The 22,873-nt window shown below is 65.1% G+C and carries 10 protein-coding genes and 2 pseudogenes; 11 read left to right on the forward strand and 1 reads right to left on the reverse strand.

All coding sequences use genetic code 11. The annotated features are described in order from the left end of the window. The first annotated feature begins 19 nt into the window (after positions 1-19). The 11 genes and pseudogenes from CcI49_RS38865 to CcI49_RS44000 form a co-directional block, all read left to right on the forward strand. On the forward strand, positions 20-10,783 hold the full coding sequence (locus CcI49_RS38865; protein WP_158230896.1) for a non-ribosomal peptide synthetase: 10,764 nt from the start codon (positions 20-22) through the stop codon (positions 10,781-10,783). After that, positions 10,767-11,021, forward strand: coding sequence for a phosphopantetheine-binding protein (locus tag CcI49_RS38870; protein WP_054566326.1), 255 nt, complete (start codon positions 10,767-10,769; stop codon positions 11,019-11,021). The genes CcI49_RS38865 and CcI49_RS38870 overlap by 17 nt, the downstream gene beginning before the upstream one ends. A 72-nt stretch (positions 11,022-11,093) precedes the next feature. Further along, the gene (locus tag CcI49_RS38875; protein WP_054566327.1) at positions 11,094-11,936 is read left to right on the forward strand and encodes an alpha/beta hydrolase; all 843 of its coding nucleotides are present in this window, start codon (positions 11,094-11,096) and stop codon (positions 11,934-11,936) included. Between the two features lie 242 nt (positions 11,937-12,178). After that, positions 12,179-13,531: a SidA/IucD/PvdA family monooxygenase gene (locus CcI49_RS38880; RefSeq protein ID WP_241840547.1), complete on the forward strand. Its 1,353-nt coding sequence runs from the start codon at positions 12,179-12,181 to the stop codon at positions 13,529-13,531. A 33-nt stretch (positions 13,532-13,564) separates the two neighbouring features. Next, positions 13,565-13,816, forward strand: a complete 252-nt coding sequence (locus CcI49_RS38885) for an MbtH family protein (protein ID WP_054566328.1) — start codon at positions 13,565-13,567, stop codon at positions 13,814-13,816. Between the two features lie 15 nt (positions 13,817-13,831). Further along, positions 13,832-14,348 (forward strand): annotated as a pseudogene (locus CcI49_RS40275) (transposase); the annotation flags it as partial. 301 nt (positions 14,349-14,649) lie between these two features. Next, on the forward strand, positions 14,650-15,396 hold the full coding sequence (gene dapB / locus CcI49_RS38890; RefSeq protein ID WP_054566329.1) for a 4-hydroxy-tetrahydrodipicolinate reductase: 747 nt from the start codon (positions 14,650-14,652) through the stop codon (positions 15,394-15,396). Between the two features lie 131 nt (positions 15,397-15,527). After that, complete coding sequence (locus CcI49_RS38895) at positions 15,528-17,153, forward strand: AMP-binding protein (RefSeq protein ID WP_054566330.1); 1,626 nt, start codon at positions 15,528-15,530, stop codon at positions 17,151-17,153. 65 nt (positions 17,154-17,218) lie between these two features. Then, positions 17,219-18,667 carry an FAD-dependent tricarballylate dehydrogenase TcuA gene (gene tcuA / locus CcI49_RS38900; RefSeq protein ID WP_054566331.1) on the forward strand — a complete coding sequence of 483 codons (1,449 nt, stop codon included), beginning with the start codon at positions 17,219-17,221 and terminating at the stop codon, positions 18,665-18,667. A gap of 3 nt (positions 18,668-18,670) precedes the next feature. Then, positions 18,671-19,897 carry an FAD-dependent monooxygenase gene (locus CcI49_RS38905; RefSeq protein WP_076834726.1) on the forward strand — a complete coding sequence of 409 codons (1,227 nt, stop codon included), beginning with the start codon at positions 18,671-18,673 and terminating at the stop codon, positions 19,895-19,897. A gap of 502 nt (positions 19,898-20,399) precedes the next feature. Beyond that, a pseudogene (locus CcI49_RS44000) lies at positions 20,400-20,908 on the forward strand (transposase); the annotation flags it as partial. 213 nt (positions 20,909-21,121) lie between these two features. Here the strand turns inward: CcI49_RS44000 and CcI49_RS38910 are convergent. Continuing rightward, positions 21,122-22,873 (reverse strand): phosphopantetheine-binding protein (locus CcI49_RS38910; RefSeq protein WP_241840548.1); only part of this gene is annotated, 1,752 nt, incomplete at its 5' end.

Below are 22,873 nucleotides of genomic sequence, written 5' to 3' on the forward strand. Positions count from 1 at the left end.
GCCGGAGTACATGGTTCCCGTGTCGTTCACCCGCCTGGGTGTGCTTCCCACGACCGTGAGTGGGAAACTCGACCGTCGAGCGCTCCCCGTCCCTGATCTGGCTGCCGGGTCCGGTGGCGGCCGGCCTCCGGAGACGGACACCGAACTGGCGTTGGCCGGGGTGTTCCGTGACGTGCTCGCTCTTCCGGAGGGCATATCCCTGTCCGTGGACGACGACTTCTTCCGGCTCGGGGGGCATTCGCTGCTGGCGACGCGGGTCGTTGCCCGGGTGAACGCGATCCTTGGTTCAGGGCTGGGTCTGCGGGATGTGTTCGACCATCCCACGATCGCGGGCCTGGCCGAGATCGTCGCCGAAGGCTCGGGTGTCTCGACGATTCCAGCGTTGCGGATCGGGGATCTACCGCGGCCCGCGAACCTCCCGGCGTCTTTCGGACAGCAAGCACTCTGGGTAACCGACCAGATTGCCGGCAAGACGATCTACCGCATGGCTATGACCCTCCGATCACGCGAACCGGTCGACGTCGGTGCCCTGCAATCGGCCGTTCGTCGTCTCGTCGCCCGGCACGAGATCCTGCGCACAACCTTCGTGCTCGACGAAGACGCCGTCGAACTGCACCAGAGGATCCACCCAGCCGCGGAACCGGGCGTGGCACTCGTCACGGTTGAGCGGATCCCCTCGTCGGCGGCGAATGAGAGAGTTGCCGAACTCGTCGCCGCCCCCATAGACCTCGCGTCTGACTACGGCCTCCGATTCTGTCTCCTCCGCCGGGAGGAAGACGATCTGCTCGTTGCCGCCGGGCACCATATCGTTACCGACGAGCAATCATTCGCACCCTTCCTCCGCGATCTGAACGCTCTTTATCGCGAAGAGGTGTCCGGCGCGTCGTCCGAGCTGGTTGCGCTTCCCGTGCAGTTCGCGGACTTCGCGCTCTGGCACCGGGCAGCGCTCGGCGACTCCCGAGATGCGGACTCGCGCCATCGGCATGAACTTGAGTACTGGCGCGGTGCGCTCGTAGATATTCCCACGGAAACTCCGCTGCCGATCGACTACCCGCGCACCGATACCGACTCGCGCACGGTCCGACCGGCGACCGTTGTGCTGTCCGACGATGAAGTCGGCGCCGTGGATGCCCTACTCGTCGAGCGCAGGGCGACACCGCTGCAGGGGCTGATGACCGCGCTCACCCTCGCCCTCTGGAGCGAGGGGATCGGCACCACGGTGCCGATCGGTATACCTGCCAGCCTGCGCGATCTATCGGAGCTGAGCGACCTCATCGGCTACTTCGTGAACACTGTCGTCGTCCGCTCCGACATCGACGAGATGGAGGGGTTCGGACAGGCGCTCACCAGCATGCGGGAGCGCATGCTTGAGGCGAACGAGCGCAAGCTCGTGCCTTTCGACGCTGTCGTCGAAGCGATCCAGCCGGTGCGTACTCCCGGGATCAGCCCTCTCTTCCAGGTGATGGCCGACTATCTCGACCAGAGTGATCCAGAGCCGGACCCAGCCGCGACCTTCGTCCCCTACGTACCGGTCGCGACCGGAGGACCGGGTCCGACCCGGCCCGCCTTTTTCGACCTCGTCTACTCCATCGCGAGGCGTGGCGACGGTGCTCTGGCTCTGCACCTGAACGCGGCCAGAGAGCTGTTCTCCGAAGCCACCTCGTCACGGCTGCTACAGAAGACGCGACTGTTTCTGACCCTCGGCGCGCGGCATCCAGGGCTTGCGTCCGTCCATCTTGCGGAAATGGTGCAGGCCGCTCTCGACTCCAGGCTTCACGGGGCGGCCTCCGACCAGGAGCGACCAGTCTTCCGTCTTGCGCTTCCCGCATTCGACATCCAGGATGCCGTGCTGTGGCGTGCTGCCGTTGATCACGCCGCTCTCGCGCTGGGCGACGGCGGGATGCAGCTGCGGGTGCTCGACGACGGAAGCGGCGAACTGGTCGCTGCACACGACAACGTCGAGGTCCTCGACGCGGTCGGAGCGCTGCTCGCCGAGCTTGTCGCTGGCTACGGCGCACAGAGCCGGCTGGTGATCGAGACACCGCGAGCTGACAGCGATCAACGGACAGACGCCGAGCTCAGCACCGTTCTGGAGGATCCCTTCTGGGACGACTGGATCGACCAGCTCGCCGCGGTGCGAGATGTCAGCCTGCCGTCGAAGGCTGGTAAAGCACCGGCCTTCGCGACACATACTGCCGAGATCTCCGGACGGCGTGAGCTGAGCGGCACAACGCAACTCGATGCGTGGGGCGCGATCACCCGGACGCTCACCCGGACGCTCGGCGAACGCCAGCTGGTCGTCGAACGGCGCGAGCCCGCGGACGCATTCACAGTCTGGAGCTACCCGGTACTTCTCGGCGAACCGGCAACCGCCTCGAACGGAGGCGCCACCCACTCGCCACCTACACTGAGCCTCGAGCGTGCGGCTGACTACGCGTCCCTGCGCGCTCGCCCGCAACTCAGTCGATTCTTCGACGATCTGCCTCTCCCACGCATCCGGATCAGCGTGTTCCGAAGCGCGGCGGAGCGTATCGCGACGGTTGCCGCGATCTCCGCAGACAATGCAATCCAGCTCGACATCTGCATCCTGATCGACCCGGGCCCGGCAGCTGAGCCGCAAACAGTCCGGGTGGAGGTCGAGACAGCCCCCGGTATCGACCTGGACGCGCATGCGCTGGCGGAGGAGATCGCCGCCGTGACCGCCCAGATCGATTTCGCGCTCACGTTGTCGAGGCAGTCGTCAGGCGGGCTGCGTCTTCGTCGAGCCGACCGTCTCACGATCTCGCGGGAGGAGGAAGAGCGCATCCGTGCCCTCTACGGCAAGACCGCCGAGATCCTCCCGCTGTCCACGTTGCAACGCGGCATTTTTTACCACATGGTGCGCGCGCAGGAGTCGGACGACCACAACGCCTACGTATCGCAGGCCACGAGAGAGTTGTCAGGCGCGGTCGACCCTGACCGGCTGGAGGGTGCGGTGCGGGCCGTGCTCGGCCGGTACCCGAACCTTCGTGCCGCCTTCGTGCCCTCGGGTGAGGCCCAGGTGATCCCCGCCGTCGCGGACGCGCCGTTCCGCATCATCCCGCTCACCGAGTGGTCCGAACTCCGTGTGAACATCGGTGATTTCCTGGCAGCCGAGCGACGTGAGCCCTTCGACTTCCAGACTCCACCGCTGATCCGGTTCACCCTCATCGAGCGGTCGACCGATTCCTGGATTCTGGTGATGTGCTTTGAGCACATTCTGCTGGACGGCTGGTCGTTGAAGGCCCTGTTCGAGGAGATCCTCACGATCTACGCGGATCCCGGGTACGCGGATCGCGTCGAACCGGCGTCATTCCGTTCGTATCTTGAGTGGCTCGACGGTCGGGATCCGGAGACCGGCGCCCGCGCCTGGAGCGACTATCTCGCCGAGCTGTCCGGCCCGACGATGCTCTGGCCAGAGGGCGGCGATCTCAGTGCGGGGCAGATCGACACGGGCGATCTGCACTACGATCTTGATCCGTCGGCGGCTGCTGCGGTGTACGGCGCCGCGCGGACTGCGCAGGTGACGGTGGGTACAGTCCTGCAGGCTTCCTGGGCTGTCACCCTCAGCCGCCTGACTGGCAGCGATGACGTGGTGTTCGGCAACACGGTGTCCGGTCGCCCTCCCGAGCTTCCCGACGCGGACCGGACCATCGGGGTGCTCTTCAACACGGTACCGATGCGCGTGCGTCTCAGCCCGTTCGAGACGGCTCAGGAGATGCTCGCGCGAGTGCAGTCGGAGCAGCTGCTCGTCATCGACCATCCCGACACCGCGCTGACGAGCATTCAGGCGTCTGCGGGTATGCCAGCGCTCTTCGACACGTTGTTCGTGGTGCAGAACCTGCCCTTCCAGGTGCGCGACGAACGTGACTGGGCTGGCGTCCGAGTGGTCGGCTCCGCCGTGGATGACGCCACGCATTATCCGGTGACGTTCGCAGTGAATGTATGGGAGCGGGCAGGATCTGCATCCGTGCATGTACGGCTCTCCTACCGCCGCGACGCGTACGACACGGCCAGCGCCGAAGAGATCCTGGAGCGCTACGTTGCGACGCTGAACGCGATCGCGAGCCGTTCGCGCGTGCACGTCGGCGAGCTGACGGCGCTGCTTCCCGACGAGGTCGAGCCTCGCACCGGCACCATCGCCGATCTGTACCGAGACATAGAGGCTGTTACCGTTGCGGGTCTTTTTGGTGATCAGGTGTTGCGGTCGCCGGGGGAGATCGCGTTGGTTGCGGGTGCGCGGAGTTTCACGTTTGCGGGGTTGTCCGCGGAGGTGAACCGGTATGCGCGGCTGTTGCTGGAGCGGGGTGTGCGCCAGGAGCACAGGGTTGCGCTGCTGCTGCCGCGTGATGAGCGGATGGTCATCGCGATGTTCGCGGTGTTCGCGGTGGGTGCGGCGTATGTGCCGGTTGATGCGGAGCTGCCCGATGAGCGGATCGGTTACATGCTCGAGGTGGCGGGTCCGACGGTCACGCTTGTCACTGATCGTGATGTGGCACGGCTCGGGCCTGCGGCGGGGCGGGTGGTGAATCTTGACGATGTGGTGGTGCGGGCGCGGGTCGCGGAGCTGGCGGATGGGCCGGTCACTGTGGCCGAGCGCGGGGGGGAGGTGTCGCTGGATCATCTGGCGTACATCATTTTCACGTCCGGTTCGACGGGTCGACCGAAGGGTGTCGCGGTCGGTTATCGGGGTCTGACGAACATGTATGCCAACCATGTGGAGAAGATCTTTGACCGTGTGGTGGCTCATCAGGGCGGGCGGCGGATGCGGATCGCGCATACGACGTCGTTTTCGTTCGATGCGTCGTGGGAGCAGCTGTTCTGGCTGCTTAACGGTCACTCGGTGTATGTGATCAATGAGGAGATGCGTCGGGATCCGCAGCAGCTGCTTGCGTACTACGACGATCAGCGCATCGATGGGTTCGACGTGACTCCCTCGTACGGGCAGGTGCTCGTGGATGAGGGTTTGCTGGAGCGTGACCGGCCGGCGGGTCGGTCGGTGTCGGCGGACGCGACGGGCGTGGTGTTCGTGTCGCTGGGCGGTGAGGCGGTGCCCGAGCGGCTGTGGCAGCAGTTGCGAGATGCCCCGGGTGTGGAGTCGTACAACCTGTACGGGCCGACCGAGTACACGATCAATGCGCTCGGTGCGGATCTCGCCGACAGCTCGAACCCGAGTGTGGGTACGCCGATCTTCAACACTCGGGCGTACATCCTGGATCAGAATCTGCAGTTTGCCCTGCCCGGTGTTCCCGGTGAGCTGTATCTCGCGGGTGCGGGTAATGCGCGCGGCTACTGGGAGCAGCCCGCTCTCGCCGCTGAGAGGTTCGTGGCGTGTCCGTGGGAGCCGGGGGTGCGGATGTATCGCACGGGCGACCTGGCCCGGTGGAACGACGAGGGGCGTATCGATTTCCTCGGTCGTGTCGATGAGCAGACCAAGATTCGCGGGTACCGGATCGAGCCAGGGGAGATCCGTGACGTGCTGGAGGCGCATCCGGACGTCATGCGTGCTGAGGTCATCGCGGCGGACCATCCTTCCGGAGGGAAGTTCCTCGCTGCCTATGTCACCACCGCCCGCGTCGATGGCAGTGATGACGCACTCCGCCGGTCGCTCCGCGAGCACGCGACGCAGCACCTCCCCGACTACATGATCCCCACGACGATCACCCGAATTGACTCCTTCGCAACGACGGTCAACGGAAAGCTCGACCGGAAGGCATTGCCCGCCCCCGATCTCAGCGAGATCACCGGCACCGACGGGCGTGCACTCCAGACGCCGACGGAGCGCTCGCTGGCGGAAGTGTTCCGTGCGGTGCTGAGTCTCGGGGGTGAGGTCAGTCTGCGGGCGAACGATGACTTCTTCCGTCTTGGTGGTCACTCGTTGCTGGCAACACGCGTCGTCGCGCGGGCCAACGCCGCGCTGGGTTCGGCGCTGACTCTGCGGGATATCTTCGAACAGGCCACGATCGAAGGACTGGCGCGTGTCGTCGACGGAGCTTCGCAGACCGTATCCCGCGTACCGCGAGTAGGTGATCTGCCGCGTCCGGAACTGCTGCCTGTGACATATGGGCAGCGCTCCCTCTGGGTTATTGAGCAGATGGGCGGCCCGGGGGCTCGCTACGTCGTCCCTCTGATCCGGCACCTGTCCGGAGAACTGGACGAGACTGCCCTGAGGCTGGCGGTGCAGGATGTCGTGACTCGACATGAGGCGCTGCGGACGTTGATCGTGGGGGACGACGGGCAGCTCCATCAGGTGATCCTCACGGATGAGGAGGCGGCCCTGCGCCTGCCTCTGATTCCTGAGGACTTCATCGGGGCGGGACAGGACGCGATCGACAAACGTCTTCGGGAACTCGTGCGGAGCCGATTCGACCTCGCCGTGGATATCCCGGTTCGCGCCGGTCTGCTACGCGTGGAGGTCGGAGAGTGGATTCTCGTTCTTGCGGTGCACCATCACGCCGTAGATGAATGGTCCACGCCGACGGTGCTGGAAGATCTCTTCGTCGCCTACGCGGCAAGAAGCCAGGGGAACGCGCCGACGTGGGAGCCGGTCGGGATACAGTACGCAGACTATGCGGTATGGCAGCAGGCCGTGCTCGGTCAGCCCACCGATCCGGAGTCCGCGCTACATCACCATCTGAAGTATTGGGCAGACGCCCTGGCGGACGCTCCGGGTGAATCCACGATAAGCCCCCGCCGGCCCCGGCCGGCTGAACCGACGTACCGTGCGGCAGATGTGTCCCTGACCATCTCATCCGATGTCGTGGCTGATCTGCGGCGCGTCGAAGACGGGTACGGGGTCACGATGTTCATGATCTCCCAGGCTGCCGTGGCCCTGGCGATATCCGTCATGAGCGCGAGTGACGACGTCGTTCTCGGCGCACCAGTCGGTGGTCGTACCGAGGACGGCCTCGAAGGCGTCGTCGGATACTTCGTGAACACGATTCCCCTCCGCCACAGATACTTCCCCGGCGATACGTTCTCCGATGTTCTCGCCCGTGTGAAGCAGACCGTGCTGGATGGCTTCGAGCACCAGGCGGCGCCTTTCGATCAGATCGTCACGGCGATCTCTGCGGATCGGGTCGTCGGCAGAAATCCGGTCTTCCAGGTCATGCTCACCTACCAGCGTGTTACCGGACGCCGAGTGGAACCGGTGGCCAGGGATCTCGTCGTGCGGCCTCGCATGGTGGGGCTGGGTGCCGTCAAGGGAGATCTCGATCTCTACCTGGTCGACTCCGACGCCGGAGTATCCGTATTGCTTACATTCAGCACCGATCTCTTCGAAAAGAAGACGGCGATGCGTTTCCTCGGCGTGATTCAGAAGATCCTCGGCGCGATCGCCGAGGATCCGAACCGGACCATCGCCGAAGTCGATCTGCTGATCGCGGAAGAGAGACCCGCTCTCGAAGCCTGGACGACTGGAAGCCCAGCAGAGTTGGCTGGTGTCACTGTTGCGGGTCTTTTTGGTGATCAGGTGTTGCGGTCGCCGGGGGAGATCGCGTTGGTTGCGGGTGCGCGGAGTTTCACGTTTGCGGGGTTGTCCGCGGAGGTGAACCGGTATGCGCGGCTGTTGCTGGAGCGGGGTGTGCGCCAGGAGCACAGGGTTGCGCTGCTGCTGCCGCGTGATGAGCGGATGGTCATCGCGATGTTCGCGGTGTTCGCGGTGGGTGCGGCGTATGTGCCGGTTGATGCGGAGCTGCCCGATGAGCGGATCGGTTACATGCTCGAGGTGGCGGGTCCGACGGTCACGCTTGTCACTGATCGTGATGTGGCACGGCTCGGGCCTGCGGCGGGGCGGGTGGTGAATCTTGACGATGTGGTGGTGCGGGCGCGGGTCGCGGAGCTGGCGGATGGGCCGGTCACTGTGGCCGAGCGCGGGGGGGAGGTGTCGCTGGATCATCTGGCGTACATCATTTTCACGTCCGGTTCGACGGGTCGACCGAAGGGTGTCGCGGTCGGTTATCGGGGTCTGACGAACATGTATGCCAACCATGTGGAGAAGATCTTTGACCGTGTGGTGGCTCATCAGGGCGGGCGGCGGATGCGGATCGCGCATACGACGTCGTTTTCGTTCGATGCGTCGTGGGAGCAGCTGTTCTGGCTGCTTAACGGTCACTCGGTGTATGTGATCAATGAGGAGATGCGTCGGGATCCGCAGCAGCTGCTTGCGTACTACGACGATCAGCGCATCGATGGGTTCGACGTGACTCCCTCGTACGGGCAGGTGCTCGTGGATGAGGGTTTGCTGGAGCGTGACCGGCCGGCGGGTCGGTCGGTGTCGGCGGACGCGACGGGCGTGGTGTTCGTGTCGCTGGGCGGTGAGGCGGTGCCCGAGCGGCTGTGGCAGCAGTTGCGAGATGCCCCGGGTGTGGAGTCGTACAACCTGTACGGGCCGACCGAGTACACGATCAATGCGCTCGGTGCGGATCTCGCCGACAGCTCGAACCCGAGTGTGGGTACGCCGATCTTCAACACTCGGGCGTACATCCTGGATCAGAATCTGCAGTTTGCCCTGCCCGGTGTTCCCGGTGAGCTGTATCTCGCGGGTGCGGGTAATGCGCGCGGCTACTGGGAGCAGCCCGCTCTCGCCGCTGAGAGGTTCGTGGCGTGTCCGTGGGAGCCGGGGGTGCGGATGTATCGCACGGGCGACCTGGCCCGGTGGAACGACGAGGGGCGTATCGATTTCCTCGGTCGTGTCGATGAGCAGACCAAGATTCGCGGGTACCGGATCGAGCCAGGGGAGATCCGTGACGTGCTGGAGGCGCATCCGGACGTCATGCGTGCTGAGGTCATCGCGGCGGACCATCCTTCCGGAGGGAAGTTCCTCGCTGCCTATGTCACCACCGCCCGCGTCGATGGCAGTGATGACGCACTCCGCCGGTCGCTCCGCGAGCACGCGACGCAGCACCTCCCCGACTACATGATCCCGGCATCCTACAATCGGCTTGAGACGTTCCCGCTGACCACAACCGGCAAACTCGACCGGAACGCATTGCCCGCCCCCGATCTCGGCCAGTCGACCGCCCACGGGCGTGCACCCGAGACCGACGCGGAACGAGATATCCTGGCCGCCGTCCGCGACCTGCTGGGTTTGAGCGACGGAGCGGGGCTGTCGGTTGAGGATGACTTCTTCCAGCTGGGCGGGGACAGCATTCTGTCGATCCAGTTGGTATCCCGAATGCGACGCATGGGTGTCGTCATCTCGGCCGCGGACGTGTTCTCGACACGGACGGTGGCCGGGCTGGCTCGTCTTTCTGATGCGCGCCATTCGGAGCTGGCAACGGAGCACACCGCMCCCCTGAAGGATCTGCGATCCTCCAGGTTGTGGCCGATCGCCAACAAGGAAGTGGATTTGCCCGGTTTTTCGACGTTGGTGCAGGCGGTGACTTTCGTGGTGCCAGCCGGAATGACGCACGACACATTGTTGCGCGTGCTGAACCGGGTCGTAGCGCATCATGCGGCTCTGGGTGGWCGCCTCGTGGCAGATGCCGACGGATCCTTCCGGTTCGAGGTTCCTGCCCGCTCTCCTGAAGTCGCGAAAGATCGGATGGTGATCGAAGCGCTGGGGCCCGCGTGGCCGGATCAGGCGTGGCGCAGCGGCAATCGTGCACGTGTGGAGGAACTGGCGCGTTCTCTGCACCTCGACGCCGGCGTCCTGTGGCGGGCGGTCTGGTACACGGGTTCTGCCGATGCGACAAGCCGTCTACTGCTGGTGATGCATCACCTGGTCGTCGATGGGGTGTCGTGGCGAGTTCTTGGGGATGATCTTCGGCAGGCGTGGGAGTTGGAGACCGGCCGCACTGCTGAGCCACTGCTGCCAGTAGGCACGAGCCTGCTGAACTGGGCTGAGATGCTCGCGGGCCGCGGCGCTGAGCCGGATGTGAGGGCGCAGACAGACTACTGGGCCGAGACCGTCACGACGGATGATCCGTTGCTGGGTTCCCGTGCGCTGGACGCGGCGCTCGACACGCGCGCCACAGCGAAGGTGCTCATGATCCAAGTGCCCGCGAGAGTCGCCGGCCCAGTGCTGAAGGAGGTGCCTGGTGCACTGGCGGCCGAGATCAACGATGTGCTGCTCGGCTCGTTGACGATCGCTGTCGGGGCATGGCGGGCGAGGCGAGGGGTCGGTCATCGGCGTGTGCTGATCGGACTTGAGGGTCACGGGCGCGAAGAGACGTTCGTGCCCGGCAGTGATCTTTCCCGCACTGTGGGGTGGTTCACGACGTGGTTCCCAGTCGGACTGGACACCGTCGACATCGATCCCGTCACGGCCCTGACGGATCCGGGAGCTTCCGCGGATGTGGTGAGGCACGTGAATGAGCAACTGCGGGCGGTACCCGATCGCGGCATCGGCTACGGGGTGCTCCGAGAGCTCGCTCCTGAGGGCGCGGGCCGTCTGGTCGACGCTGTGGTGCCACAGATCGGATTCAACTACCTCGGCCAGTTCGGCCCCGGCGGCGCCGTGAGGGACAGCGCATGGGAGATGGCCCCCGAGGCTCCTGGGATCGTCGGTTCCGCGGACCGGACGATGCCTCTGCTCGCCGTGTTGGACATTTCTTTGGTGGCTGTACAGAACGCTGAGAACAACGAGTGGACGTTGAGGGGCAACATCGTTTATGCGGCGGGGATTCTCAGCGAGGCGGAAGTGGTCGAACTGCGAGAGCTGTGGGTGCAGGCGCTTGAGACGTTGACGTCCTACACGACAGAGGCGGGCGTCTGGAACAGCGGCTTCGGTAACCCGGAGGAGGATCATGAAGATCAGCGATAACCGAGTACTGGCCGACGTCGCCGATGTCCTTTATATCGAGGTGAAAGAGGTGGATCGGAACGCCGACCTGCGCAAACAGGGAATGGACTCCGTCCGGCTCATGGAACTGGTCGAACGGTGGCGCAGCGCCGGTGCGGAGGGCATCGACTTCATGACGCTCGCTGAAGACCAACGGGTGTCACGTTGGCTTGAGGTGCTGGCGGCATCGACGAACGATGATGCCGAGTCGTCTGAGTGAATCTCGTCTACCACGGGCGGGTATGACGACCGGTTGCGCGATCTTCCCGCCCCTCCCCGACAAGGAGACGCAATGCCCACGATGCTCGTGAACGGAATCACCCTGCGCTACGACGAGTATGGCGATGCTGCCGACCCCCTCGTCGTGTTGGTGATGGGAACGGGAGCGAAGGGGCAGGTGTGGGCGCCGCACCAGGTGCCCGCCCTCGTCGAGGCGGGGTACCGGGTCGTCACCTACGACAGCCGGGGCATCAGCCCGGTGCCCGGGCAGACTGCCACGTCGTGCCCCGACATCGTCGTCCCGGAGCTCGTGGACGATCTCGCCGCGCTCATCGAGCGCTTCGGCGCCCCGGCGCACGTGATCGGAACCTCGCTCGGAGCGCGGGTCGTGCAGGAGTTGCTCCTCGAGCGCCCCGACCTTGTGCGCCGGGCGGTCGCGATGGGTGGTCACGCACGCATCGACGACGTCGGACAGATGCTCACCCGGGGCGAGCAGGAGTTGTTCGACCAGTCGATCGTGCTGCCGAAGGCGTATAAGGCAGCGGTCGGTGCTCTGCTGAACTTATCGCCCGCGACATTGCGAGATGAGACGAAAGCGAACGACTGGCTAGCGGTTATGGAGTACTCCGCGGCTCCGGCGTCGTCCGGCGAGCGTGGCCAACTCGGCGCTTCCGAACGGCTCGGAGATCGTGGCGCGGCGTACAGGGCGATCATCCGGCCGTTGCTGGTGATCGGTTTCGCCGACGACTTGATGATCCCGGCATACCTCGGACGCGAACTTGCCGATATCGTCCCGACTGCCCGGTATGTTGAGGTGTCCGACACGGGACACTACGGTTATCTCGAGCAGCCCGAAGCGGTGAACCGGCTCGTCCTCGACTTTCTCGCCGAGCCCGAGGAGTCGGCCGTCGGCTGACGGCGATGAAAACTTCTTCATCTCGGGATCCGGAACATCTCGACGAAGCGAGGATGTGGGAACGGCGCGGGAACCCACGGACGGACGGAGGCGCCGAATACGATGGTCATCCTGCTTCCTGGCCGGCTGCAGCGCGTTAGTTCGGAACATCGAAGACGTGAGGACAACGCTTCCCCATTCTTGCGTGGATGTTCAAGATCCGTACTCTGCTACTGCCGAAGAAATGAGCGCTGGTGGTGTCTATGGAGAAGCACGGGCTACCCCGGGCGCCGGGTGCCAACACTGACCGCACGGTTGTCGACGTGCAGCCGCCGCGCGACCCCGATGTGGTCGACATCATCGGTATCGGCTTCGGGCCGGCCAACCTGAGCCTGGCAATCGCCATTGAAGAGCGCAACGGCGCCCGGCCTGCCGCCGACCGTGTGACCGCCCGCTTCATAGAGGCCCAGCCGAGGTTCGAATGGCACGACGGCATGCTGCTGCCGGGCACGACCATGCAGGTCAGTTTCCTTAAGGACCTTGCGACGATGCGCTCGCCCACCAGCTCGTATAGCTTTCTGAACTACCTGCACGAGCGCGGGCGCCTGAGCGACTTCATCAACCTGAAAAGCTTCTTCCCCACCCGGCTCGAGTTCCGCGACTACCTGGCGTGGGCGGCCGCGCGTGTGGACGTGCCAGTCTCCTACGGGGCGAGGGCCACGCGCGTCGACCATGACGGCGCGGCCTTCACCGTCATGGTGTCGGGCGGCGGCGGATGCGAGGGGGTCCGGGCGCGGTCGGTCGTTGTAGCGACCGGGCTGCGCCCCTTGCTCCCGGACGGGATCGAGGCCGGCCCCCGGGTGTTCCACAACCACGGTCTGCTCGGCAGCCTCGACCGGCTCCCCTCCACGCCGCACGCCCGGTTCCTCGTCGTGGGTGCTGGGCAGAGCGCCGCTGAGGTTGCCGCCTACCTGTATGACACCTACCCGGCGGCGGAGGTACACGCCTCCATCCGCAGCTTCGGCTATGTGCCCTCCGACAACACCCCGTATGCGAACCGTATCTTCGACCCCGCCTCCGTCGACGACTACTACACCGCCCCACCCGACGTCAAACAGCACCTGCTGCGGCGGCACTGGTCAACGAACTACGCCGCTGTCGACGCCGAGCTCATCGACGACCTCTACCGACGGGAGTACGACGAGAAGCTGCGCGGCGTGCGGCGCCTGTTCGTGCACCGCGTCACCGAGGTCGAGAGCCTGCGCGAGGGCCCGGGGGGTGTCGTCGCCGCGCTGCGCGACCTTGGGGACCGTGCGCGTACGCCGCTTGAGGTCGACGCGGTGGTCTTTGCCACCGGTTTCCGCCCGTCAGACCCGCGCGGCCTGCTCGGCGACGGCATCGACCTCGAGGCCGCGCTCGACGGGGACGAGCCGCTCGTGGCGCGCGACTACAGCCTGCGCGTGCCGGGGCTGGAGGGCCGCATTTTCCTCAGCGGGGGAGTCGAGCACAGCCACGGCCTCAGCTCGTCGCTGCTGTCGACCCTGGCCGTGCGCGCCGGCGAGATTCTCGAGGCCGCGGTAGCCACGCACAGATCCCACATGGCGACGGGCAGCTGACGGCCCGTCCCACCAGCAGAAGGAGAACGCTCGATGGCGAAGAACCCGTTCGACGACGAGGATGGCACGTTCTACGCGCTCATCAACTATGAGGAGCAGTACTCGCTCTGGCCCACGTTCAAGCCGGTGCCCGGCGGATGGACCATCGTCTACGGCGAGCCGGACGGCAGACCCAGGCAGGAGGTGCTCGACTGGATCGACCAGACCTGGACCGACCTGCGGCCCAAGTCGCTGCGCGACTTCATTGCCAGCCACGAAGTCGCGAAAGTTGCCACAGGTGAGTAACGCACGGCGGTGTCGCGCTCGGTCCACAGGTGTGACCCGGCCGGGCGGGTCTGGGCCGACGCGATGGCCACGACTCTGCTCGACGCGCACCACGCCGCGTGCGCCGCTCGTCGCGCCCGGCAGGCCACGCTGGCCCCGGAGGTGCTCGGCGAGTCCGTAACCACTACCTCAGCGTGCTTGGGAGGGGTGAGGCTGACAACCACGGCGGGCGCAGCCCGCTGGCCGCCGACGCGAGGACGCTGATCCGCCAGTTCCGCCAGTTCCGCTGTTAGGAGGACATGAACCTGCGGTTCGCGAGCGACCTGACGGTCCCCGTCTCGAACAATCGCTCGGAGCGTGACGTCCGACCGGTCCAAAGTGCAACAGAGGGTCTCCGGTGGCTGCTGGGGTACGCGCCCGGGGCCTGGCAGACTTCGCCGTCGTGCAGTCCTACCTGTCGACCGCCACGAAATGGGGCGTCGACACGCTCGACGCGCTTACCCGACTGTTCATTACCAGCGCCTGGATCCCATCCGCCGCTAATCCCGACTGACGATTCCGCGATCCGCCCAGCCACCCGTGGGGCCATAACCACCCACCCCGCCAGTGGCCATTCCAGCCTGCGCAAAACACCGGAACCGAGCCTCTCGCCCGAGCTGAAAAGCTCCGCCACCAGCGCAAGCGCTGCCAATCAAACCCAACGGTCCCGACTGGCCGGCCGCCGCTTCACTGGAGACGCCACACACAGCGATTCAATCAAGGCGGACCACCTCTGCCCGGCGACCGCTCCGCTCCCTGACAGATCACTGCAGATGGGCTTGTGTCGGTCGAATGACTTAGGTTAGCCTTCCCTTATGACTAAAGTTGCGGTGCTGGGAGCACACGGGCGCATGGGCCGTGCATCGGTTCGTGCAATCGAAGCCGCTTCCGACATGAACGTGGTCGCCGAGATCGATGTCGATGACGACCTGCGGGAGACCGTCGACAAGAAGGCCGATGTCGTGCTCGTGTTCTCCCCGCCGGGCGTGGCACACGAACAGGTCCAGTGGTGCATCGAGCAGGGGATTCACGTCGTGGTGGGAACATCCGGCTTCGATGAAGATTCTGTCCAGCAAATTCGCGTCGCACTCATCGAACGTGATGAAGTCAACGTTTTCGTCGTCCCGAACTTCTCGGTGGGCGCGGTGCTCTTGACCCGGTTCGCGGCGAAGGCCGCCCCGCTCTTCGAGTCTGTCGAGATCGTCGAGATGCACCATCCCGACAAGGTGGACGCGCCATCGGGTACGGCACAGCACACAGCCGAACTGATCGCTCGTGCTCGTGCGAAAGCGGGTTCCGCTCCCTCGCCCGATGCCACCTCTCGCGACCCGAATGGAACGCGCGGCGGTCGGATCGAGGGAGTCAACGTCCACTCGGTGCGTGTACGCGGTTTCATGTCTTCCCAAGAGGTGCTGTTCGGATCCGAAGGCGAGATCCTGAGGCTGCGTTATGACTCCGTCACACGCGATTCCCTCATGCCCGGAGTGCTCGCCGCGCTCCGTGCCGTCCCGGGTCTCCCCGGGGTGACGGTCGGCCTCGAAGCCGTGCTGAGTCTGGGCTGAACACGATTTGAAACGGACGACAGTCTGAACCTCCTGCGCGAACTTGCTCTTCGATGACAGGGTCGGCATCGGCAGTTCCACGCGGCGCCGACCCCGCCAGGACACAGGACGCTGACACACGAGGAAGACCGATGAGCATCCAACCGCTGACCCTTGACGGCGTCGTGCCCTATCCGCCAAAGACCGTGGCTGAGTACCTCGCAAAGGGATACTGGCACGATCAGACGCTTCCGGAGTTGCTTTTTGCCGCGGCGGAACGCTATCCCGACAAGCTCGCGATCATCGACCGCGACACCCGGCTGAGCTATAGGCAACTCACGGACGAAGTCCTGCGCCTCGCGGCCGGTCTGCAGGATCTGGGACTGGGGCGTGGCGACCGAGTGGTCGTGCATCTGCCCAACACCTACGAGTACATCGCGTTCGTCTTCGCCCTGTGGGAGATCGGCGTGATTCCCGTGGTCGCGCCCATCGCGCACCGCCGCGCGGAGATCGAACACTTCATCGAGATTGCCGAGGCGCGTGCCTACATCACAGTCGCATCGGACAGCGGCACCGATCTCGCTGCGTTGGCTGCCGATCTGAAGGGCCGTTGGGCCCATCTGGAGCATGCAGTGATCCTCGATCGCCGCGGCGGCGGGGCCGAGTACGACGCCCTGCTTTCGAAAGGATCGCTCGAGCACGCGCGGCGATGCAGCCCGCAGGACGTCGCGCTGCTGCAGATATCGGGCGGTACGACGGGCGTTCCGAAGCTGATGCCGCATACTCATCACACGTACGGCTATGCGCTGCGCAGAAGCGTCGGGGAAAGGGGCATCACCGAGCGGACGGTTCATCTGCTGGTCATGCCGATCTGTCACAGTATGTCGACGCGTTCGCCCGGCTTCCTCGGCGCGTTCAGCGTGGGCGCAACGATCGTGATAGCGCCGAACGGCAGCCCCGATGTGGCGTTCCCGCTGATCGAGAAGCACCGCGCGAACCGCGTGACGTTGGTACCCCCGATCCTGCTGGCCTGGCTGAACTCCTCGCTGCGCGACGCCTACGACCTCTCCAGCATGCAGGTGGTCATGTGCGGAGGCGCGAAGCTGAGCGAGGAGGTGGCGCGGCGGGTCGAGCCGGAGCTCGGCATGGAGCTGTCTCAAAGCTTCGGGATGGGCGAAGGCCTGGTCGTCAGCAACCCTCCGGACATCGATCGGGAGACCAGCGTGCGATACCAGGGCCGGCCGGCCTCGGAGGCCGACCAGATCCGGGTCATAGACGACGAGGGAAGCGATGTGCCGCCCGGGGCGCCCGGTCACCTCCTGACGCGGGGGCCGTCAGTGATCCGCGGCTACTATCGCAACCCCGAGCAGAATGACCTGGCGTTCACCAGCGATGGCTTCTACCGCACCGGTGACATAGTCGAGCGGGACGAGCGTGGGTTTATCAGGGTCGTGGGCCGGTCGAAGGACCAGATCAACCGTGGCGGCGAGAAGATCGCACCCGAGGAGCTGGAGAACGCGTTCCTCGCTCACGGCGGCGTGCACAACGCCTCCGTGATCGGCGTCGACGACGAGGTGCTCGGCGAGCGCATCAAGGCGTACCTGATCCCCCGGTCGCCGGAGCATGCGGCCGATCTCACCTTGAGCAAGCTGCGTCAGTTCCTGCAGGAGTGGGGACTCGCGACATTCAAGCTTCCCGATTTCGTCGAGGTGGTCGACGAGTTCCCGTACACCGCGGTCGGAAAGGTCAGCAAGCGACTGCAGCGCGAGCGGAAATAGGCTCGCATCGAGCGGCGCCGTTCAACGTGAGTTGTCTCTGGGTCGGATACGGCAACGAGGTGGTTATGCCCAGCGCGGATGTGGTTGTGATCGGTGGGGGTAACGCCGGATACTGCACGGCTCATGCGGCGGCCGAGCGCGGGCGACGCGTGATGCTGTTGGAGAAGGCGCCGCGGGCGCTGGCCGGGGGGAACAGCTACTACACGCTCGGTGCGACCCGGATGGTGCACGCCGGGCTCGGTGATCTGCTCGAGATCCTCGAGCCTGATGAGCGTCACGCGCGTACCGAAGTTCCGCCATACTCGGCGGAAGAGTTCCTGGCCGACCTGGACCGGATCGCCGAGGGACGTGACGATAAGGAACTTGCCGCGGCTGTCGTCGAAGGCTCGCGCGACGCGGTCCGCTGGCTGCACGAACTGGGGCTGCGATTCCGGYTGATGTACGAGCGGCAGGCTCACGAGAACGCCGAGGGAACCTTCCTGTTCTGGGGCGGAACGCACGTGTGTAACGTCGACGCGGGCCCTGGGCTGATGTCAGACCATGAACGCGTCGCCTCGCGGCTCGGCGTCGAGATGCGCTACGGTTGCCCGGTCACGGGGCTGATGACCAACGGCGGCTCGGTCGTCGGTGTTCGTGCGGGCGATCAGGAGTTTCTGGCGGAGTCGGTGGTGATTGCCAGCGGCGGTTTCGAGGCGAACGCGCAATGGCGGCAGCGTTACCTGGGAGACGGGTGGCAGCACGCGAAGGTGCGTGGCACGCCGTTCAACACCGGTGACCTGATCGGTGCGGCCTTGGAGATCGGTGCAGATCGTGGAGGCGACTGGTCAACGTGTCATAGCGTGCCGTGGGACGCGTCATATCCCGAGAACGAGAGCAACCGTATGTTGACGAACCGACTCAGCCGGTACGGCTATCCGTTTGGCATCGTTGTCAACGCCTGGGGTCGACGATTCCTCGACGAGGGTGCAGACTTTCGCAACTATACGTACGCGAAGTACGGCAAGGTGATCCTCGAACAGCCGGGTTCGGTGGCGTTTCAGATCTTCGACGCGAACTCTCGGTCGATGCTCGATGTGTACGAGTATGAAATGCCCGGGATCATCCCGGTCGTCGCCGACAGCATCGAGGAGCTCGCCGCAGCGATAGACGTCGACGTCGACGCGTTTGTGCGGACGGTGCGCGATTTCAACTTGTCGATCGATACCAGCCGTCCGCTCGATCCAACGATCAAGGATGGCCGCAGCGCGTCGGTGGAGCCGATCAAGAGTAATTGGGCATCGGCGATAGAGACACCACCCTATTACGCGTATCGAGTGACGTGTGGAATCAGTTTCACCTTTGGAGGGCTTCGTGGTGACATCAACGGCCGGGTGCTCGATCTGTCAGGTGCGCCCATCCCCGGGCTCTTCGCGTGCGGTGAAGCGCTCGGGGGCCTCTTCAGCGGGAACTACCCGACGGGCGCCGGCTTGACCGCGGGAATGGTGGTCGGGCGACGCACGGGATCGCTCGCCTGAGCCATGATTTCGTCGCGGAGCATCACCCGGGTCGTCATCGTCGGCGCAGGTCCGGTCGGAATGGTGTGCGCACTGGCGCTGAACCGGCAGGGCATCCCGGTCACCGTGCTCGAGTCGGAGCCCGCGCCGGTGAAGGATCAGCGCGCCGCGACCATTCATCCGAGCACTCTGGAGATGCTCGACGAATTGGGCATCACCGAGAAGATCACGCCGCACGGCCTGGTTTCGAGCACCTATCGCTTCCACGACCGGCCGACCGGCGAGGTCGTCGCGGAGTTCGATCTCGCCCGGCTCAGAGACGAGATCCGGTTTCCCTATGTGCTGCAGTACGAGCAGTACAAACTGACCGCTTCCATCGCCGAGGAATACGCCAACGAATCCGACTTCGACATGCGGTTCTCCCACGCCCTCACCGGCCTCACCGTGGCCGGGAACGGCGTCGAGGTGGAGTACGAGTCCCCCGTGGGCACCGAGCGCATGACGGCGGCCTATGTCATCGGCTGCGACGGCGGTCGGTCAACAGTGCGCAAGCTTGCCGGCATCGAGTTCGAAGGGTTCACGTATCCGGAGCGGTTCATCAAGATCGCGACCAGGTTCGACTTCAAGACCGTGAAGTCAAAGCTTTCGCTGCGCAACTACTTCTCCGACCCCTACGAGTGGGCCAACCTGTTCAAGGTGCGCGGGGAGACGCCCGAAGGACTCTGGCGGCTGATCCTGCCGATCGGCCAGGACGAGGACGACAGCACCGCACTGTCGGCAGCGCGCGTCGAGCAGCGACTGCAGAAGTTCTTCCCCAAAACGGACCCCTACCACGTTGAGTACGCCAGGGTCTACAGGGTCAATCAACGCGTGGCCGGGACCTTCCATAAAGGCCGCGTCTTGCTGGCTGGAGACAGCGCGCACGTCAACAACCCGATCGGCGGAATGGGCATGAACGGCGGCATCCATGACGCCATCAACCTTGCGGAGAAGCTCCCCCGGGTGATCCGCGGTCGGGACGGCGACGATCTGCTCGACCTCTACAGCCGCCAGCGCCGTCACGCCGCGCTGAACTACGTACAAGCCCAGACGATCGCCAACAAGCGAATGCTGGAGGAACGCGACCCCGCCGTGCGCCGACAGAACCTCGACCAATTGCGCTGCACGGCCGAGAACCGTGATAGTGCGCGCTCCTATATGCGCCGCGCGGCCCTCTTTGACAGCCTGCGTGACGCCGCCTCCATCACCTAGGCCTGGCGGCTGGCCCCCGATCTGACGGTGGTTTGTCGGATCGGGGCGGGAAGTAGAGGTGCATGCCGTGACCTGCGCTGATGGCGGTAACAAGGGCATGGAGCTCAGGGGGTGGGGGCATGGTGGACGAGGCTTTCCACCAGCGGTGGAATCCGAGCCAGGGAGTCAGCCAGCCGCGGACCGTGCGTAGCATCGTCGGCCAGGATGCCTGCGCGGATGATCGAGGCGTGTGAGCGCCTCCTCTCTCTCCGGTCGGGCTGCGTGGTGAGCTCCTGCTGTGGGGGCGGTGGCCGGGTGAATCAGGTGTTCCAACAGAACGAGAACGCGCAGAACACCAGGGCCTGGTGACGGCGGATCGCGAGGTCCGGACGGGCCTGGGAATCGGCCCAGCCCAGTTCCTCCTTGACCTGCTTGTAGCTCTGTTCGATCCAGTTCCGGATCCCGTAGATCCGGACGAGTTCAGCGAGACCAGCGGCCGGGTGCGGGCTGGTCGACGGCCATCCCCGTCCCCGGGGCGTGGGTCGCGGAACTGACCGGGCTGCTCGAACTGTCCGGCTGGCCGCCGGTATGCGAGTTCTCCGCTACCGCGAACCCCAGCACGCCGGCGCCCAGCTACGTATCACCCACGTGGGTGGCAACCGGATCACCGCATTCGCGACGAACGGCCTTCGCGGCCAGTTCGCCGTCCTGAGGTACGCCACCGCCGCCGGGCCTGCCGGGAGGACCGGATCCGCGGTGCCAAGGACACCGACCCCGCGAACCTGCCCCTGCACGACTTCGCGCAGAACCAGATCTGATGCTGGTCGTCRCTCTCGCTCTCGCGCTCTGCCTGACCGCCTGGACGCAGATTCTCGCGCTGCCCAGTGGGGCAGGCCCGCCGCTGGGACCCGAAGCGGCGACGCCACCGGTCTGTCCCGCTTCGCCGCCCGGATCGACCTCCACGCCCGCCGCGTCGTGGTGCACCTGCCCGCGCATCACTCCTGGACCCCACTCGCCGTCGAAGCGATCACCCGGGCTGCGGCACCCTGCCCGCACCCGGATAGCCACCAGCCTCCCCGCCTGACCGACCCGAAGGACCCCCGGACGCGGACCGGGCGCCCACCCCACGCGACAGCCGGGCACCCGGCCATGGCCCGACCCGGCCGAAACCGCAATTCGACACCAACAAGGCTGGGAGGAGCGCCCACGACCAAGGGACCCCATTCCATAGAAGATCGAGGACAACTATGGGCGCCAGACTCGCCGATCGGCGTTGTCGCCGACTTTGCCCAGCGCGTTCTCGAACGCCAGCATCACGGCACGGGCAAATCCGATGACCGTCAGAATAGTGCTGCCGGCCTCCACCCTGTATCGGATCACCGCGCGGTACGCTGCCTCGCTCGGTTCGATCGCCAAGGGTTCTGCACCGGCGGAATAGGATCGGCTAATAAGTATCGGCGCGATCGGTCTGCCGGCCAGGAGACGCCTACCCAGGCTACTGCCATAGCGTGCCAGCGCGAACTCAGGATCTGGGTGCCAAGCATCCTGCTCGATAGGCACGGGAACGGTTACCGTCATCGGGCCGAGCCGCCCCAGGACGGCATCTGGCAGAAGAGCAGCTTCGTGATCTACGACACCGCCGAGTCGCGATCCGTACCCAGTCGCGTGCAGTGCTCGTCGGATGGTCTCGCGCATGGTGACATCGGTGTGTGAGCCGTACCAGTGTATGACCTGAGTTCTGTCAGCCGAGTACAGTGCCTCGTCGAGTGAATCCGTGCGCTCGATCAGCTCAATCTGGTTCTCGATCTGATCCACGTTGAGAGCCGCAGCGATATCGGCGACTTCAGTCAAGGTCGTTGTGACGGGCGGCGCTGATGGCATGCTCGTAGTGGCGTTCTCATCAGTGAGCGTGCGGAGGGCCTCCAGTAGCTGGTGCACGGTGTATCGATCCGCCGCGGCAGCATGTACTGCAAGCGCAATGTAGGTGTGTGTCGAGCTGCTTGCGTATGCGAGGCCTGACGGCCGTGCATTGGTGGCATCGATCATCTGGCTGGCCATCGTCCGAAGAGCTGTCAGCTTCGTGGAGGGCGAGGCCTCTGCGAGATGCAGTCTGGAGAGAGTTGGTGCGATGGTTGTCATAGGGGTTACCCAGGTGAGCCACAGTCGACGACTCACCGTCTGAATCGACAAGCGAAGCAGATCATGTTCTTGAACAAGCGAAGCGTATGCCGCGAGTAGCGCGTCGTGCGATAACGATACGGGGAGAACGGCGGTCTCGGTCAAGATCCATGAGTTTGGATCGTCGCGCGACTCACGTAGCCTCTCGAGAGTTGGAGAGGCGGGCACAGCGATTTTGCTTGTCGAATGCGCCTCGACTTCTTTGATGATCTTCTGAGACAGCTTCGCGACGGTTCGCTGCTCGAAGACGTCCCGCAACGCGAAAGTGTGCTGTCGTTGTGACGCGCGAGCAACAAGACGTATCGCGAGGATGCTGTCACCCCCGAGCCGGAAGAAATCGTCGTCCACGGACAGGGATATGCCCTCGGGGAGAGCGAGAACGTCACGGAACACCCCGGCCAGGGACAGTTCGGTGTCCGTCTCCGGGGGCCGGCCGCCACCGGACCCGGCAGCCAGATCAGGGACGGGGAGCGCTCGACGGTCGAGTTTCCCACTCACGGTCGTGGGAAGCACACCCAGGCGGGTGAACGACACGGGRACCATGTACTCCGGCAGAAGCCTAGCCGTGTGTTCCCGCAGCACCWCRGCCAGCATGGTTGCGTCCGCCGGCGCGGACGGTCCGGTCGTGACATAAGCCGCGAGGAACTTCCCCCCGGCAGGATGATCGAGAGCGGTCACCGCGGCACCCGAAACAGCCGGGTGCCGTTCCAACACAGCACGGATCTCCTCGAGTTCGATCCGGAACCCACGCACCTTCACCTGGTCATCGGACCGACCCAGATACTCCAACTCACCCCGGCCGTTCCACCGGGCCAGATC

Source organism: Frankia sp. CcI49 (genome assembly GCF_001983215.1).
Lineage (GTDB): Bacteria > Actinomycetota > Actinomycetes > Frankiales > Frankiaceae > Parafrankia > Parafrankia irregularis.

Bases quoted from the DNA above. Each gene is read 5' to 3' on its own strand.
- CcI49_RS38870 (WP_054566326.1), top strand. From the start codon at position 10,767: ATGAAGATCAGCGATAACCGAGTACTGGCCGACGTCGCCGATGTCCTT.
- CcI49_RS38875 (WP_054566327.1), top strand. From the start codon at position 11,094: ATGCCCACGATGCTCGTGAACGGAATCACCCTGCGCTACGACGAGTAT.
- CcI49_RS38880 (WP_241840547.1), top strand. From the start codon at position 12,179: ATGGAGAAGCACGGGCTACCCCGGGCGCCGGGTGCCAACACTGACCGC.
- CcI49_RS38885 (WP_054566328.1), top strand. From the start codon at position 13,565: ATGGCGAAGAACCCGTTCGACGACGAGGATGGCACGTTCTACGCGCTC.
- dapB (WP_054566329.1), top strand. From the start codon at position 14,650: ATGACTAAAGTTGCGGTGCTGGGAGCACACGGGCGCATGGGCCGTGCA.
- CcI49_RS38895 (WP_054566330.1), top strand. From the start codon at position 15,528: ATGAGCATCCAACCGCTGACCCTTGACGGCGTCGTGCCCTATCCGCCA.
- CcI49_RS38905 (WP_076834726.1), top strand. From the start codon at position 18,671: ATGATTTCGTCGCGGAGCATCACCCGGGTCGTCATCGTCGGCGCAGGT.